Source organism: Thiomonas sp. TH-17 (assembly GCF_057473305.1).
The window spans coordinates 1-14,928 of record NZ_JBYCKI010000307.1 but is presented as its reverse complement, the minus strand read 5'-3'; the positions used below and the strand labels follow the sequence as shown (position 1 = coordinate 14,928).

14 protein-coding genes and 1 pseudogene are annotated in these 14,928 nt (G+C 63.9%); 6 read left to right on the top strand and 9 right to left on the bottom strand.

Going from position 1 to position 14,928, the window contains the following annotated elements; genetic code table 11:
• Nucleotides 1-422: 422 nt before the first annotated feature.
• Nucleotides 423-1,940 carry a MocR-like pyridoxine biosynthesis transcription factor PdxR gene (pdxR, locus tag AC2VLV_RS16820; protein ID WP_486991056.1) on the top strand — a complete coding sequence of 506 codons (1,518 nt, stop codon included), beginning with the start codon at nt 423-425 and terminating at the stop codon, nt 1,938-1,940.
• Nucleotides 1,941-1,958: 18 nt separating this feature from the next.
• Here pdxR and AC2VLV_RS16815 read toward each other — a convergent pair whose 3' ends face one another.
• The 7 genes from AC2VLV_RS16815 to speB all read right to left on the bottom strand — a co-directional run bounded on the left by AC2VLV_RS16815 (nt 1,959) and on the right by speB (nt 9,253).
• The gene (locus AC2VLV_RS16815; RefSeq protein WP_486991055.1) at nt 1,959-2,669 is read right to left on the bottom strand and encodes an ABC transporter ATP-binding protein; all 711 of its coding nucleotides are present in this window, start codon (nt 2,667-2,669) and stop codon (nt 1,959-1,961) included.
• A 42-nt stretch (nt 2,670-2,711) separates the two neighbouring features.
• Nucleotides 2,712-3,461 carry an ABC transporter ATP-binding protein gene (locus AC2VLV_RS16810; RefSeq protein WP_013104337.1) on the bottom strand — a complete coding sequence of 250 codons (750 nt, stop codon included), beginning with the start codon at nt 3,459-3,461 and terminating at the stop codon, nt 2,712-2,714.
• Complete coding sequence (locus AC2VLV_RS16805) at nt 3,458-4,453, bottom strand: branched-chain amino acid ABC transporter permease (protein WP_486991054.1); 996 nt, start codon at nt 4,451-4,453, stop codon at nt 3,458-3,460. The genes AC2VLV_RS16810 and AC2VLV_RS16805 overlap by 4 nt, the downstream gene beginning before the upstream one ends.
• Nucleotides 4,450-5,319, bottom strand: coding sequence for a branched-chain amino acid ABC transporter permease (locus AC2VLV_RS16800; protein WP_486991053.1), 870 nt, complete (start codon nt 5,317-5,319; stop codon nt 4,450-4,452). The genes AC2VLV_RS16805 and AC2VLV_RS16800 overlap by 4 nt, the downstream gene beginning before the upstream one ends.
• 123 nt (nt 5,320-5,442) lie before the next feature.
• The gene (locus AC2VLV_RS16795) at nt 5,443-6,705 is read right to left on the bottom strand and encodes an ABC transporter substrate-binding protein (RefSeq protein WP_486991052.1); all 1,263 of its coding nucleotides are present in this window, start codon (nt 6,703-6,705) and stop codon (nt 5,443-5,445) included.
• Nucleotides 6,706-6,967: 262 nt separating this feature from the next.
• Entirely contained in the window at nt 6,968-8,281 is a 1,314-nt protein-coding gene (locus AC2VLV_RS16790) for an NAD(P)/FAD-dependent oxidoreductase (RefSeq protein ID WP_486991051.1), read from the bottom strand.
• Nucleotides 8,282-8,299: 18 nt separating this feature from the next.
• Nucleotides 8,300-9,253, bottom strand: a complete 954-nt coding sequence (gene speB / locus AC2VLV_RS16785) for an agmatinase (RefSeq protein ID WP_486991050.1) — start codon at nt 9,251-9,253, stop codon at nt 8,300-8,302.
• Nucleotides 9,254-9,485: 232 nt separating this feature from the next.
• Between speB and AC2VLV_RS16780 the strand changes: the two genes are divergently transcribed.
• From AC2VLV_RS16780 to AC2VLV_RS16765, 4 genes are all read left to right on the top strand, one after another.
• Nucleotides 9,486-10,850: an aspartate aminotransferase family protein gene (locus AC2VLV_RS16780; protein WP_486991049.1), complete on the top strand. Its 1,365-nt coding sequence runs from the start codon at nt 9,486-9,488 to the stop codon at nt 10,848-10,850.
• A gap of 77 nt (nt 10,851-10,927) precedes the next feature.
• Nucleotides 10,928-11,977: an MFS transporter permease gene (locus tag AC2VLV_RS16775; RefSeq protein WP_486991048.1), complete on the top strand. Its 1,050-nt coding sequence runs from the start codon at nt 10,928-10,930 to the stop codon at nt 11,975-11,977.
• Between the two features lie 33 nt (nt 11,978-12,010).
• Entirely contained in the window at nt 12,011-12,430 is a 420-nt protein-coding gene (locus AC2VLV_RS16770; RefSeq protein WP_486991047.1) for a hypothetical protein, read from the top strand.
• Nucleotides 12,427-12,783, top strand: a complete 357-nt coding sequence (locus AC2VLV_RS16765; RefSeq protein ID WP_486991046.1) for a transcriptional regulator — start codon at nt 12,427-12,429, stop codon at nt 12,781-12,783. The genes AC2VLV_RS16770 and AC2VLV_RS16765 overlap by 4 nt, the downstream gene beginning before the upstream one ends.
• Before the next feature lie 59 nt (nt 12,784-12,842).
• Here AC2VLV_RS16765 and AC2VLV_RS16760 read toward each other — a convergent pair whose 3' ends face one another.
• Entirely contained in the window at nt 12,843-13,361 is a 519-nt protein-coding gene (locus AC2VLV_RS16760) for a DsrE family protein (protein ID WP_486991045.1), read from the bottom strand.
• A 165-nt stretch (nt 13,362-13,526) separates the two neighbouring features.
• Nucleotides 13,527-14,522, bottom strand: a complete 996-nt coding sequence (locus tag AC2VLV_RS16755; protein ID WP_486991044.1) for a sulfurtransferase — start codon at nt 14,520-14,522, stop codon at nt 13,527-13,529.
• Nucleotides 14,523-14,616: 94 nt separating this feature from the next.
• On the opposite strand from AC2VLV_RS16755, the pseudogene AC2VLV_RS16750 reads away from it, so the two are divergent.
• Nucleotides 14,617-14,928 (top strand): annotated as a pseudogene (locus AC2VLV_RS16750) (hypothetical protein); the annotation flags it as partial.

The window sequence follows — 14,928 nt, the reverse complement described above, 5'->3', positions numbered from 1 at the left end:
CTGAGGAAACAAGGGTGGAAGCACACGGGCATGTTCCCTGTTTTAGTGCATTGCAACAAGCGGCAGAGCCTGATGCAGCCGCTCGATTTTCGCCCTGATTTGGTGCGACGCAATAAGGCAAGGCACCATTCTGGATTGACCTGAAAAACAAAAAAAACTAGGGTTTTCCATGACTTAGCGTGATTCTATAAGCTCAATTTACCTGCCAACTGGTACTCTCGGAAGTGCCACTCCCTGCTTTTGTCATGGAGCCAGTTTTTACCTGCCGCGCCTAGGAGTCTGTCGGGCTTGGGGCGCGGATGGCGAAAAATGGCGGTGTGGATGCCCTGTAGCGGCGGATTTGCCGCCCCATAGCCGCTGCCGCAGGGCGCCGCAGCGCCATTTTGCAGCCCGCGATCCTCAAGCCCGACAGACTCCTAGCCATGCGACCCCTTGCCCTGTCCGAACTCCTGCTCACCGAACTTCAGCGCACCGAAGGCGACGCGGCGGCAGCCCCGCCGCTCAACCGGCGCCTGTATCTCTCGCTGCGCGGCGCCATTCTGGCGGGTCGCATCACCGCCGGGGTGCAACTGCCGTCCACCCGCGATCTGGCGCGCGACCTGAATCTCTCGCGCAATACGGTCATGTCGGCCATCAATCAACTCACGGCGGAAGGCTACCTCACCGCGCGCCAGGGCAGCGGCACGTTCGTGTCCGACACCCTGCCGGAACTCGGCCCGCTCAGCCCCGCGCGCGGGCGCAAGCTGGCGCAGGCCGCCAGTGCGAACAGCGGCTCGCCGCGCGAACTCTCGCAGCGCGGCAACCTGCTCACCGCGCAGTCGGGCTCGGCGGACTTTGAGGTGCAGCCCTTCGCGCCCGGCGAAATCGAGTTTGCCGAATTCCCCATCCAGCTCTGGCAAAAGCTGCAGGCCAAGTACTGGCGCAGCCTCGACCGCGACCTGCTTGATTACGGCCAGGAAGGCGGCTATATGCCGCTGCGCGTGGCCATTGCGCAGTACCTCAGCCTCTCGCGCTCGGTACGGGTGACGCCCGAACAGGTGCTCATCACCTCGGGCACGCAGCAGTCGCTCGATCTGGCCGCGCGCCTGCTCACCGATCACGGCGACGAGGCCTGGGTGGAAAACCCCTGCTACTGGGGCGCACGCCGGGCGCTGCAGGCCGCCGGGCTGAAGCTCAAGCCGATCGCGGTGGACTTGGAGGGCATGGCGCCGTCAGCGGCCGACTGGCAGCAGGGCAGGCCACGGCTGATCTACGTCACGCCCTCGCATCAATATCCGCTCGGCCATGTGATGAGCCTGCAGCGCCGCCGCGCCCTGCTGCAGTTTGCCGCGCAACAGCGCTGCTGGATTTTCGAAGACGATTACGACAGCGAGTTCCGCTTCGGCGGCCGTCCCTTCGCCAGCCTGCAGGGACTGGACGAACATGCTCAGGTGCTTTACTCAGGCACCTTTTCCAAGGTGATGTACCCCGGCATCCGTCTGGGCTATTTGGTAGTGCCGACCGATCTGCTGCCCGCCTTCAACACCGGGCTGTACGACCTGTACCGCCCGGGTCAGCTCATGCTGCAGGCCGCGCTGACCGACTTCATCACCGAAGGCCATCTCAACACCCTTATTCGCCGTTTGCGCGTGGCCTATCAGGCACGGCGCGACGAGTTGGCGCGGCGCATTCAGCGCTGTCTGGGCGACCGGGTGCAAATCTCCGGCCAGGAATCCGGCTTGCACCTCTGTTTGCTGTTCAACACGCCCGATGTGGACGACGAGGCCATCGCCCGCGCGGCCGATGCGCAGGGCATGACGGTGCGGCCGTTGTCGCGCTATTACCTCGGCGCACCGCAGCGCCGCGGGCTGATCCTCGGCTATGCCTACGTGCCCACCGAGCGCGTACCGCCCTGGGCGCAGAAATTGTGCATGCTCATCCGCAGCCAGTTGCCCGACTGAAGCCCACTGAAGCCGCAATCAAGCGGCGTGGGCCACGCCCGCCAATTGTTCCATCCGGGTCTTATCGTCGCGCAAGGCGGCCGCATCACCCGAAAAGACCATCTCACCTTCAGACAACACATAGGCGCGGTCAGCCAGTTGCAGCGCAAGAAAGGCGTTCTGCTCGACCAGCAGCACGGAAATCCCTTCTTCCTTCATGCGTCCCACCGTGCGCATCACCTCCTGCACGATCACCGGCGCCAAACCCTGCGAGGGTTCGTCGAGAATGAGTAGCTTGGGGTTGAGCAGCAGCGCGCGCGCAATGGACAGCATCTCCTGCTCGCCGCCTGAAAGACGCCCGCCTTTGCTGGTTCGGCGTTCATGCAGACGGGGAAAGAGTTTGTACACACCGTCGATATTCCAGCGCCCCGGCGTTTCCTGCACCACCAGCAGGTTTTCGTGCACCGTGAGGTGCCCGAAAATCTTGCGTCCCTCGGGCACATAACCCACGCCCAGGCCCGCAATGCGGTGCGGCGAGGCGCCAGTCATGTCCTTGCCGAAGAATTTGATCTTGCCCTGGCGCGGCGGCGTCAGCCCCATGACCGAGCGCATCGTCGTGGTCTTGCCAGCGCCATTGCGGCCCAGCAGCGCGACGAGTTCGCCTTCGCCCACGGTCATCGACACGCCTTTGAGAATATGGCTTTTGTCGTAGTAGGTATGAATGTTGTCGAGTTCGAGAACGGCGGTCATAAGCGGAGAGTCCTGTGGGGATGTCGGCTTGGGTCAGGGCGGTCAGGCCGCCTGACCCAGATAAGCCGCCTGCACCCGTGCGTTGTTGGCAATTTCATCGGCCGTGCCCTCGGCGAGCAGCGTGCCGTTGTCGAGCACGGTGATGCGATCGGCGATGCCGAACACGATTTCCATGTCATGCTCCACGAACAGCGTGGCGATGCCCTGGTTCTTGTTCAGATCACGGATCAGCGCGGTCATATGGTGCGTCTCTTCATCTCCCATCCCGGCGGTGGGCTCGTCGAGCAGGAGCAGCTTGGGACGGCGGGCCAACGCAATGCCCACCTCGACCACCCTTTGGTCGCCGTGCGACATCTCGCCCGTCACCCGGTCCGCTTTGCCGCTGATTTTCACCAGATGCATCAACTCATCCACCTGATCGTCGATGCGTTTACGCAGGGCTCGCCCCATCCAGGGACGCAGGTTCACGCCCTGCGCCACCTCAACGGCAATGCGCAGGTTTTCATACACCGTGAGCGAGCGGAAGATCTCGGTGATCTGAAACGTGCGGATGATGCCGCGCTTGACAAGCTCACCGGGATTGACCGTCTGGATGGGCCTGCCATCAAAGGTGATCTGCCCTTCACTCGGCGGGAAAAACCCGCTGATCAGGTTGAACAGCGTGGTCTTTCCCGCGCCGTTGGGGCCAATGACCGCGCGCAGCTCGCCGGGCTGCACCTCGATGGAAATGTCGGTCAGCGCCTTGAGTGCGCCAAAGCGGCGCGATACGTTGTGCAGTTGCAGCAAGCTCATGATGTCTTCCCCTTGCGCTGCAAGAATCCCATCACACCCAGCGGGAAAAACAGCACCGACAGCACAAAGATCAGGCCGATGACGGACATCCAGTTGTCAGTCACCGAGCTGGCGTAATCCCGCACCAGCACGAAGATGGCCGCCCCGACCAGTGGCCCCCAGAAGTCGCGCATCCCACCCAGCACCGCAATCACCACCAAGTCGCCCGAGAAGGTGTAGTTCAAAGTGTTGGGCGAGGTGAAGTTGTCGAGCAGGGCGTTGAGACCGCCGGCCAGCGCCACGATCAGGCCAGACAGAGCGAAGGAAATCGCCGCATAGCGCTGCACCGGCAAGCCCAGAAAGGTCAGCCGCTTCTGGTTTTCGCGGATGGCCACAAAGGTGTGGCCCAGCGGAGAGTTCAGCACGATCCACAGCACCAGGGCGCCCAGCGCGAAGCAGGCCACGACGAGGTAATAAAAGCCCAGAGAGCCCATCGTCCAGTCGAACCCAAACAGATGCAGGGTGTGCCGGGAAAAGCCGGTCAGCCCGTCATAGCCCCCGGTCACGGCCTGCCAGCGAATGGCGATGAAATAAAACATCTGTCCGATCGCAATGGTGATCATGGCGAAGTAGATGCCGCGACGACGCACGGCGATGGGCGCGAGCACGGCGGCCACAACGCCCCCCAGCAAAGTTCCCCCGAGCAATGCCAACAGCACGTTGTGCGTCATGTACTTGAGCATCAAGCCGACGCCGTAGCTGCCCAGCCCGAAATACGCGGCATGCCCGAACGACAGGCCGCCGGTATGCCCGAGCAGCAGATTCAGCCCCATGGCGGCCAGGCCGTAGATCAGCACGCGCGAGGCGATGTCGTTGTAGCCGCCGACATGGTGCAGCCATGCCGGGGCGGTGAGCAGCACCAGCGCCAGAATGCCGGTGCCGAGATGCTGTTTGAGGTTGGAGGTTTGCATGGTAGATCGGGGAGGTGGAGCGGTATAAGCGGGCGTACTCATTCGAACAATCCCTCCTGCCCCATGAGTCCGCGCGGCCGCACCACCAGCATCAGCCCCATGATGAGGTAAATCACCGCCTCACTCGCCGCGGGAAAGTAGGCCGTGGTGATGCCCGAGGCCACCCCGATGAGCAGACCGCCCAGCAGAGAACCCAGCAGAGAACCCACGCCCCCGACCACGATGGCGACAAAGGCCGGCATGAGCAGGCCGTCTCCCATCGTCGGCTCCAGCCCGAGCTGGCCCGCCGCCAGAATGCCGGCCACGCCTGCAAACACGATGCCGATGACAAAGTTCGCGGTGCGCAGCAGGTAAATGTTCACGCCAAGCGCCGATACGGTTTCGAGATCGGCATTGCCGGCGCGGATGCGGATGCCCAGCCGGGTGTAGCGCAGCACGGCGAACAGCACGGCAGTACCCACCAGAGCGACAGCGACAACAAAAAGGCGGTAGCCGGTGAGAAAGAAGTAGGTCTGGCTGAGGGGATGTCCCAGCGATTCCGGTATGGACAGCGGCACCCCGTTGGCCCCCCAGACGGTGCGGATCACGTCCTGCATGATCAGCGCCAGACCGAAGGTCAGCAACAGCGAATACAGCGGATCGCGTTTGTACAGCCGACGAATGAGAAACACCTCGACCACCAGCCCCAGCACCCCGGCGAGCAGTGGCGCCACAGCCAGCGCCCCCCAGAACCCCAGGCTTGGCTCCAGGGTGTAGGCAAAGTAGGCCGCCAGCGCCATGAAGGCGCCCTGGGCGAAATTGATGGTGTTGTTCAGCCCGAGTATGAGCGCCAGACCGAGCGCCAGCAGCGCATAAAACGCCCCGGTGATCAGGCCGTTGAACATGTTGAAAATGAGAACGAGATTCAAGGCAATGCCTCCGCAGCAGCAGAACAACAGGCGGCAGATCCCAAACCAGGCGAACCTGCCGACGCACTTGCAAGCAAACGCCGGAACTGGGCTGGATCAGCTCAGTTCCGGGCACTCAGCACGTCAAGCCTTAGGCAGCACGCACCCGGTTTGCGAAGGCGGCAGCGCGATCTTCTCGCCGGGCACGATGCCCGAAACGTCGAACAGGTTCGGATACTTGCCCGTCTGAATCACGTGCCCCGGGAACATGCCCAGCATCAGTTGGTGATCCTGCGGACGGTAGAACACATTGCCGGGCTGAAGCGCGATCTCCGGGGGCAACACCAGACCCTCCATTGCCTTGACAACCTTGGCCGTTTCGAGCGACTTGGCCTTTTCCACCGCCAGACGAATGGCATGCGTGGTGGCAAATCCGAACCATGCGCGCGCCGTCGGATATTCACCTTTGTTGGCTGCGGTGTAACGCTTGACGAAATCCGCCACATGCGGGGTGTTCGGCTGGTTCCAGTACCACTCCATGGTCCACCAGCCGTAGCGGGCCGCCTCGGGCAATGCCTGGGCCTGCTCCAGTTCGAACAAAGCGCCGCCCACGGCGATGTCTTTGTTGATGCCGAATTGCGCGATCTGCTTCATGCAGTTGACCTGGTCGTTACCGGCCAGCAGCAGGCACAGCACATCGGGCGACTTGGCTTTCACGTCGATCAGGTAGGACGAAAAATCGGTCGCCCCCACGGGCACCAGCGCGCCGCCCACCACTGTGCCTCCCGCCTTCTTGAGCTGTGTGGTGTAGTCGGCCTGCTCAGACTGACCAAAGGCGTAGTCAGTGGTCAGGAAGTACCACTTCTTGCCGAACTTCTTATAGAGCGTCTCGAAGTCGCCGGCCGTCAACATCCACGTGGTCGAGCAGGTGCGGAAGGTCGTGGTCTTGCACTCCTTGCCGGTCAGGCTGTCGACGTGGCCGCCAGTACAGACGAAGAGCTTGTCGTGGCGATTGGCAAACTGCGACACGGCGAGCGAGGCCGCCGAGTTGACCGTGCCCATGAGGAAATCAACCTTGTTCTGGCTCAACAGACGCGAGGCCTTGTCGACCGCAGTGCCGGGATTGCCTGCGCTGTCTTCCACGAAGATCTGCAGAGGACGTCCCATTACGCCGCCCGCTTTGTTGATCTCCGCTTCAGCGAATTTGGCGCCCTTGATTTCGCTCTGCCCGAGCGCTGCAAACGTGCTGGTGATCGGGTCGATCATGCCGATCTTCACTGGCGTCTCGCTGGCGCCCCAACTGGGCACCTGCGTGCCCAGCAAAGCGGCCAAACCCGCCGCGCCGCCCGCCTTGATCAGCGTGCGACGATCCATCTGAACCTGCTCTTTCGAATCTTCCTTGTTCATGCCTGTCTCCTGTTGTGTCAACGAACTGAAATGACGTTTTTTGTGAACCGAGATGACTATAGGGAGGCGACTGGAAAAGAGATAGAGGAGGAACCGGGATGAATTGAAACCTCATGTAAGCCGTGTGAACGCACGTGATGAACCGATGAAAAACTGCGCCAAACAACGAGGGTGTACCCGCAGAAATCGCCAGCGGGGTGAAGGTGTTTTGCCTTGGGTTTGGTGAATCAAGCGCCGACGCGGCAGAGCGGCTACGCCGTCTTCAAACCAGATCGCGCAGCCGGTACCAGAACATGCCCAGCACCAGCGCGGGGGTGCGCAGCAGATCGCCGCCGGGGAAGGGTTTGTGGCGCAAGCGGGTGAACAGGTCGAAGCGCTCGGCCTGTCCGGCGATGGCCTCGGCGGCAAGCTGGCCTGCCATGCCGGTGAGCGCCAGACCGTGGCCCGAAAAGCCCTGCAGATAGAGCACGTCGGGCGCGATGCGGCCGAAATCGGGCGCGCGGTTCATGGTGATGTCGACAAAGCCGCCCCAGGCATGGGTGATCTTCACGTCGCTAAGCTGCGGGTACACCGCCAGCATGCTGCGGCGCATGGTGGCGACCAGATCGCGCGGGGTGGCGGTGGAATAGCTCACCCGGCCGCCGAACAGCAGGCGGTCGTCGCCAGTGAGGCGGTAGTAGTCGAGCACGAACTGGGTGTCGCTCACACAAGCACGGTTGCGCACCAGCGATTTCGCGCGCTGCGCACCCAGCGCTTCGGTGGCGATGATGTAAGTACCCACAGGCATGATGCGCCGGGCCAGCCGCGACGCCACATCGCCGAGCTGCACATTGCCCGCGAGCAGCACATGGCGCGCGCGCACGCTGCCCCGGGCGGTCTGCACCAGGGCCTTGCCGCCACCGGCCTGCGCCGCAGGTTTGACGCTGATGACGGGCGATTGCTCGTGTAGCACCACCCCGGCGTTGAGAGCGGCGCGGCCGAGTCCCAGGGTGTAGTTGAGCGGGTGCAGGTGACCGCTGAAATCGTCGAGCACCGCGCCGCAATAGCGTTTGCTGGCGATGAGGCTGCGGGTCTGCTGCGCATCGAAGCTCTGCAGATGGGTGTAGCCGTATTCGCGCCGCATGTGCTCGGCCCAGGCATGCAGCGCGCGGGCCTTCTTGGGCGTGACCGCCACGCTCATCGCGCCGGGCGTCCAGTCGCAGTCGATGGCGTATTCATCAATGCGACTCCGCATCAGGCGAATGGCGTCGAGCGACATTTCCCAGGCGAAGTGCGCGCTCTTGGCGCCGAGCTGGCGCTCGAACGGTTCCATCTCGCTGGCGTAGCCCGCGAGCGCCTGGCCGCCGTTGCGGCCCGAGGCGCCCCAGCCGATGTGCCGCCCTTCGAGCAGCACGACCTGCATGCCGCGCTTGCGCAGTTCCAGCGCGGCCGACAGCCCCGCCAGACCGCCGCCGACGATGCACACATCCGCCTGCACCTCGCCTTCGAGCGGCGCGTGACGCGGCGCGGCGTGCGCCGAATCGACGTAATACGAGTTCTCGATCAGGCGCTGGGCCTGTTCTTCCAGCCGCATCATGCGCGGGATCCTTCCGGGTCAGGGGGTGACAGTTTTTTCTGAAGCGAGTCGCGCGCACAGATAAGTCCAGACGCACAGCGCGGCGATATTGGAGGTGAGTTCGGCGTGGTCGTAGGGCGGCGACACCTCCACGCAATCCATGCCGACAAAGGGGAGCTGCATGGCGCACAACTCTTCGAGCAGCGACAGCACTTGCGCGCTGCTCAAGCCGCCGGGCTCGGGCGTGCCGGTGCCGGGGGCGAAGGCGGGGTCGAGACAGTCGATGTCCAGCGTGACATACACCGGGGCGTTGCTCGCGGCCAGCCGGGCGCGGATATCGGCCGTCACCGGGGCCAGCTGCGACGGGCTCTCCAGGCCGCGCAGCTCGCGCGCGGTGATCACCCGGCCGCCGATGGCGTTGACGTATTCACGCGCCTCGCGCTCGGCGGCTGAGCGTATGCCCACCTGCACGAAGCTCTGCGGCGCCACCAGCCCCTCCTGCACCGCCTCGTAAACCCAGGTACCGTGGCCCGATGGCTCACCGAAGTGGTCGGTCCAGGTGTCGCAATGCGCATCGAAATGCAGCACGGCCAGCGGCTGCCCATGCACTGCGCGCAACGCCCGCAGCAAGGACAGGGTGATGGAATGATCCCCGCCCAGCCACACCATGTGCTGACGCGCCAAGAGTGTTCGCGCCTGGGCCTCGAGCGCGGCGCGCATCGTCTCCAGGCTGGTGTTGGGCAGATACAGATCGCCGTGATCGCACAGGTTTTCGGTAGGCGAAAGATCGAAAAACGGGTGCGTCGCATCGCACAGCATCTGGCTGGCCTGGCGGATGGCGTTCGGCCCGAATCGGGCACCGGGGCGGTTGGTCACCGCCCCGTCCCAGGCCACGCCGGCCACGCCAAAACGCGCGGCTGGCGCTTCCCCGGCGCATGGGGGTGCGCCGAGGAACCGTTGCTGTGACAGAAAGGCAAATGCGTGCTGAACCATGATGTTTTGAATTTGTGAACGGACTGCGAAGTTCAGCGGGTAGCGGACACGCCGTCACCCAAACGCCAATGAAGCCTTGCAAGCGGTCTGAACCATATCGTCAATTTTTCATAAACGATAGAACCACTTTACCCTCCCCGCGCGGGGCCATTTCGGTGCTTGCCATGCCCCCGCAGCCTTCGCGATACTGCACGTCAGCCGTTTTTCACAGCGTCTTGCGACGCCCACCGTCATGAGCCCCACAAGCCTTCCCGCCGACCGCGTCGCCCGCTTTCACGCGATTGAATCCGCCCGCTTCCTGGCAGAGCACCCGAGGTGCGCCGCGCTGCACCAACAGGCCCAGCGCCACTTTCTGTTCGGCGTGCCCCTGCACTGGATGGCCGATGCGCCTTCGCCCGTGCCGCTCTATGTGGACAAGGCGCAGGGCGCGCGCCTGTTCGATGTGGACGGCCACGCGCTAATCGACTTTTGTCTGGGCGACACTGGCGCCATGTTCGGCCACAGCCCCGCCGCCATCGCGCGCACCCTGGCGGAACACGGCGCGTTTGGCGCCACCACCATGCTGCCCTCGACCGTCGCACTCGACGCGGCGGATCTGCTGGAGCGGCGCTTCGGCCTGCCGATGTGGCAGTTCACCGCCACGGCCAGCGATGCCAACCGCTTCGTGCTGCGCTGGGCGCGCGCGCTCACCGGGCGCCATCACATCGTGGTGTTCAACGGCTGCTATCACGGCACGGTCGACGATGTGTTCGTCGATCTCGACACGCAGGGCCGCACCCACACCCGCCCGAGCCTGCTGGGCCAGGTCGTCGATCTCACCACCTACACCCGGGTGGTCGAGTTCAACGACCTCGACGGCCTGCGGGCCGCGCTGGCCGCAGGCGACGTCGCCTGCGTCCTCACCGAGCCCGTGCTCACCAATATCGGCATGGTCTTGCCCGAACCCGGCTTTCTCGACGCCGTGCGTCAGCTCACCCGCGAGCACGGCGCACTGCTGGTGATGGACGAGACGCACACGCTCTCCTGCGGCCCCGGCGGCTACTGCCGCACAAACGGCCTGCAGCCCGACGTGCTCATCCTCGGCAAGCCCATCGCCGGCGGCACGCCCGGCGCCACCTATGGCTTCACGGCCGAAGTCGGTGCGCGCATGCAGGCCGTCAAGACCGCATCGCCGCCGGGTCATTCCGGCATCGGCACCACGCTGTCAGCGGGGCTGCTCACCCTGCGACTGATGCACACCATGCTGACCGAGGTGATGACCGAGGCCGCCTATGCCCATATGTTCGCCATTGCCGAACAGGCGGCCGACGGGCTGGAACGCGTGATCACAGCCCAAGCGTTGCCGTGGACGGTGACGCGCATCGGTGCGCGCTGCGAAGTGCAGTTCGCCGCGCAGCGCCCGCGCAACGGCAGCGAAGCCCGCGCCGCCTTCGACGACGCGCTGGAACCCGCGCTGCAGCTGGCGCTGCTCAACCGTGGCGTGCTGCTGACCCCCTTCCACAACATGCTGCTCGCCAGCCCGGCACACTCCGAAAGCGACGCGCATGCGCTGATCAGCGCCTTTGACGACGCGCTCACAGCCCTGAAAAATGCCTGACTTCGGCGAATCTCCGCTTGACACTCTGTTTTGCAGAGCACTAAGCTCTGCAAAACAGAGTCACTCAGGGAGATCGCATGCCATCCATCGCCTCACAGCAGCTCGACAGCATCCACGCCATGCTGGGCGCCGGGCAACGCAGCCTGCGCCTGGAGCCTCATAGCCTGATTCTGTGGGGGACAAGCTTTGGCGGTCTGGCCCTGGTCAGCAACCACCTGTTGACCGCCGATCAGATCCCCGACGCCGCAACGCGCGCCATGGCCTGGCTGGGACTGATGTCCCTGCTGCTCGGCGCGGTCAGCCTTCTGGACTGGCAGCTCACCCGGCGAGCCAAGCTGGCGCGCGACGAGCTCTGGTCGTTTATCCATCGTCAGGTGCTCAAGGTGTGGTGGCTGCTGCTGTCGGTCGGCGTGCTGGGCACCTTCGCCACCTTTTTCTTTGGCGGCGCCTACCTCGTCTTCCCCCTCTGGCTGGTGCTCGTTGGCCTGGGGCTGTATGTGCACGGCCTGTTTTCGGAGCAGACGGTCGAGTGGGTCGGCGGCCTGCTCATCGCCCTCGGGGTCTGCTCGGTGCTGTTTCGTCTGGATGCGCAGTCCTTGCAGTACCTGGCCGCAGCCGCCTTCGGCCTCGGGATGCCGCTGCTCGCCCTGTTGCAGGGCCAAAGGCATGCAACGTCGGCACCGTTTTGGCTGCGCGGCGCCAAGCTGCTGCTCTGGCTGGGCGTGGTGCTTGTCCCGCCGCTACTGGCACAGCGTCTGGCCGACGCGCAGCAGCCCGCTGCCGCTCCGCTGCAAACTTTGCAGGAGTATGCCCGCAATCCGCTGACACGGCAGACCGTGCTGCTGCCTGCCGGGCTGTCCATTCCGGTGCACTTCGAGGTGTCGGGCGATGCCTTTTCTCCCAGCGCCAGTTCGGTGCTGCCCCTGGTACTCAAACGCCCGGTAGAAGTGCTGGTCGAGCACGGTCGGCCGACGGGGCAATGGCGCTACCCCACAGGTCCCTGGCAGCACGAAGGCTATCCAACGGCCCTGCTCATTCCCTGGATGCGCGCCACGCTGCAACCGGGCATCGGCCCGCAGTTGCAAGTCGGGCTGGTAGTAAATATGACCGCACGCGACCCGTCCTGATCCGTCCTCTTTCAACCCCCACAGGAGTTTTTCATGCGAAACCTGCTCTTGCCCCTGCTGCTCGCCAGCGCCTCGCTGGCGGCCTGCAGCAGCCTGCCCCCCGGCCCCTCTCCAACGGCGGCCGAAACGTCCAAGTTGCCCGTGATCACCATTGGTCAACCGCTACCCAGCGGCGACGCCTATGTGCTGTACTTCCCCGCCGGAACGCCGCTGCCCATCCGCACCGTGGTGGACGGCAGCGCCTTCACCCAGGGCGCCGAATCCACCCTGCACATCGTGCTCAAGCGCGGCATTTATGGCTACCGGCAATACGCCAGCCTGGACGGCCAGCACTGGATGCCTTGGAACCAGATGCTCAAGACCCAGTTCCAGATGCACATCCCCGGCAAGGACGGCAAAGACGCCGCTGTGCTGCACCTCCAGATGGACGCACTGAATCCGCCCGCACCGTGAGCATCGACGCCCTTGATCCCTTGCTGCACCAGCCGCTGCGCACACAGATCGCGGCCTACCTCGCCGGAGTCGGGCAGGCCACGTTTTCCGATATCAAGCGCCTGATCGAGGTGTCTGACGGAAACCTCGATGCCCACTTGAAAAAGCTGATCGCCGCAGACTATGTACATGCGCACAAGATCAACGACGGACAGCGCCCGCAGACCGCCTATGCGTTAACGGCTACTGGCCGAGAAGCGCTGCTGGCCTATGTGGCCGCGCTGCAGGGCTTGATCGCTTTCGCACAGGTCAAGCCGACCCACCCACAAGAGACCGTCAATGCCGCAGCACAGCCCGCGCAAGGGGTTAGTTGAACAGCGCAGATCGGCCCTGCAGACCTGCCGAAGCAGCAGAAGGAGTGGATCGCGTCACGTCAGGGTTTGATGTATTCAAACCCCGCGTGTTCGAGTTGCATGATGCGCAGCACCCCGGCAGGCACGATGACCGCCTGCGGCACCAGCACCGGCAGGTGGCCGAGCTTTTTCGCCATGCCTTCCATGGTGTTGTGACAAGCGTCGAATTCGATGCCTTCGTCGTTCAACGAGGAAATGCGCTTGGCCACCGGGCTGTTCTTGAACAGCATCTTCAGCCCCGGACCATAGGCCACCACCACCACGCGCGCGTTTTCCTGACCCACGGCGTTGAGAATGTTCAGCGCGTTGTTGAGCACCAGATCCCAGCGGGCCGGCTCATCTTCGCTCACCTGCAGCACCACGTTGTATTTGGCGAACGGCAGCTTGTGGATGTAGGTCGGCGCGTCGAACTTGAAGTCGTTCAGCATCGACGGATTGGCCGCCTGTGCCTGCATCAGACCGGCGCCCAGCAGGGCAAAAGCCAGTGTCAGATGGCGCGCGGGACGCATCAGCTTGCGGTGAAGGGGGGTATGAATCATGTTTGTCTCCTCGGTATGGGATGAATGTTTTGATTGCTTTTTATCACGCGTTGGCGACGACAATTGCTTCAGGGTGTATCTCCTGTCGCTTGTTGTCGGTTGCCGTTTTTTGGCCGCTTCGTACAGGGCCGCGCGATACGCGGCCGACCCTGCGCAAGCGGGCGCTCAGAAACGGGCCACGGGCAGGCCGCGCTGCTCCCACTCGTTCATGCCACCGGGATATTCGCGCAGACCCTTGCGCCCCATGATGCGGTCGATCACGAACCAGGCGCCAGCCGCGTACTGCCCGGTGTTGCAGTACACGATGCCCGGAGCGACGCGTTGCACGCCGCTACCGGCCAGCACCTTGCGGTAGACGTGCGCTGAGAGAAACCGCCAGGAGCCATCATCCGCGTTGCGATAAAGCAGTTCGGCGGGCAGCGCGGTCGCGCCGGCCAGCCTGCCCGCCGCGAGCACTGCGGGCGTGCGCTCCAGACCAGCAAATTGCGCCAGCGGACGCGCATCTAGCAGCAGCCCATGCGCACGCTGCGCCGCCTGCACTTCGGCCGTCGTCGCCAGCAGTGCCGGGTTCGGCGCCTGGGCCTTCCACTTGCTGGAACTCATGGGGGCGATGGCGTCGGTATCCACGTCATAACCAGCCGAAGTCCAAGCGTGCATGCCGCCGTTGAGAATCGCAATCTGCTCCTGCGGCACGCCGAACACCTGCAGTTCCCAGGCGAAGAACGCCGCCTCTTGCAGCGAGGTGGCGTCGTCGCCGGTGGGCACGATCACAATGGGTTTGCCCGGCTCCAGTTGCACGGCCTGCATGGTTTGCTCAAACTCCTTGGCTGTGGGCAACATGAAGTCGATCGTCTTGCCGTCGATCACATGCTTTTGTCGCAGGCCCCAGAAGTTGACTGACAGCGCGTCCGGAATATGCCCGCCCACCTCTTCGAGCACTTTCTGCCCTTTGACCGTGGTGAACTTGGGGTCGTTGGTCAGCGAGCCCAGGCTGTCGCGGATATCGACGATCTGCACCTGCTTCGCGTGGTCGTGCAGCCAGGGCGGCGTCACCAGCGCGCCCGGCAACACAGCCGCCTGCGCGGCGCTCAAACCAGCTGCGAGGGCAACGACCAACGCTCCCACCCAACTCTTGAGAAACCCTACTTGAACCCTTTTCATCTGACTCCTCCAGTTGTTTTATTTGGGGTGCCGATTATTCGCAGGAGCAGCGCAGCAAAAACAGCGATTTGTTTGAGTAACGGTTATCGACTTTATGCATCAATCCGTGCGTGAGAGTCGGCACGACCTTCCGCTTCGGGCTGCGCGAGAAAACCCCGCGACATCGCCACGCCGAACCGGAACGCCAGACCCTGCCGCGCAACCTGATCGCCGCGTCATCCTGCTCATTCTCTGCCTGGCCGTGCTTATCGCCCAGGTGGACACCTCAGTGGTGAATCTGGCGGTGCATGCGATTGGCGTCGGCCTGCAGGCGCCGCTGCCCGCGCTGCAATGGGTGGTGGACGGCTACAACCTGAGCTACGCCGCGCTGCTGATGACCGGCGGCACGCTGGCCGATCTGCTCGGG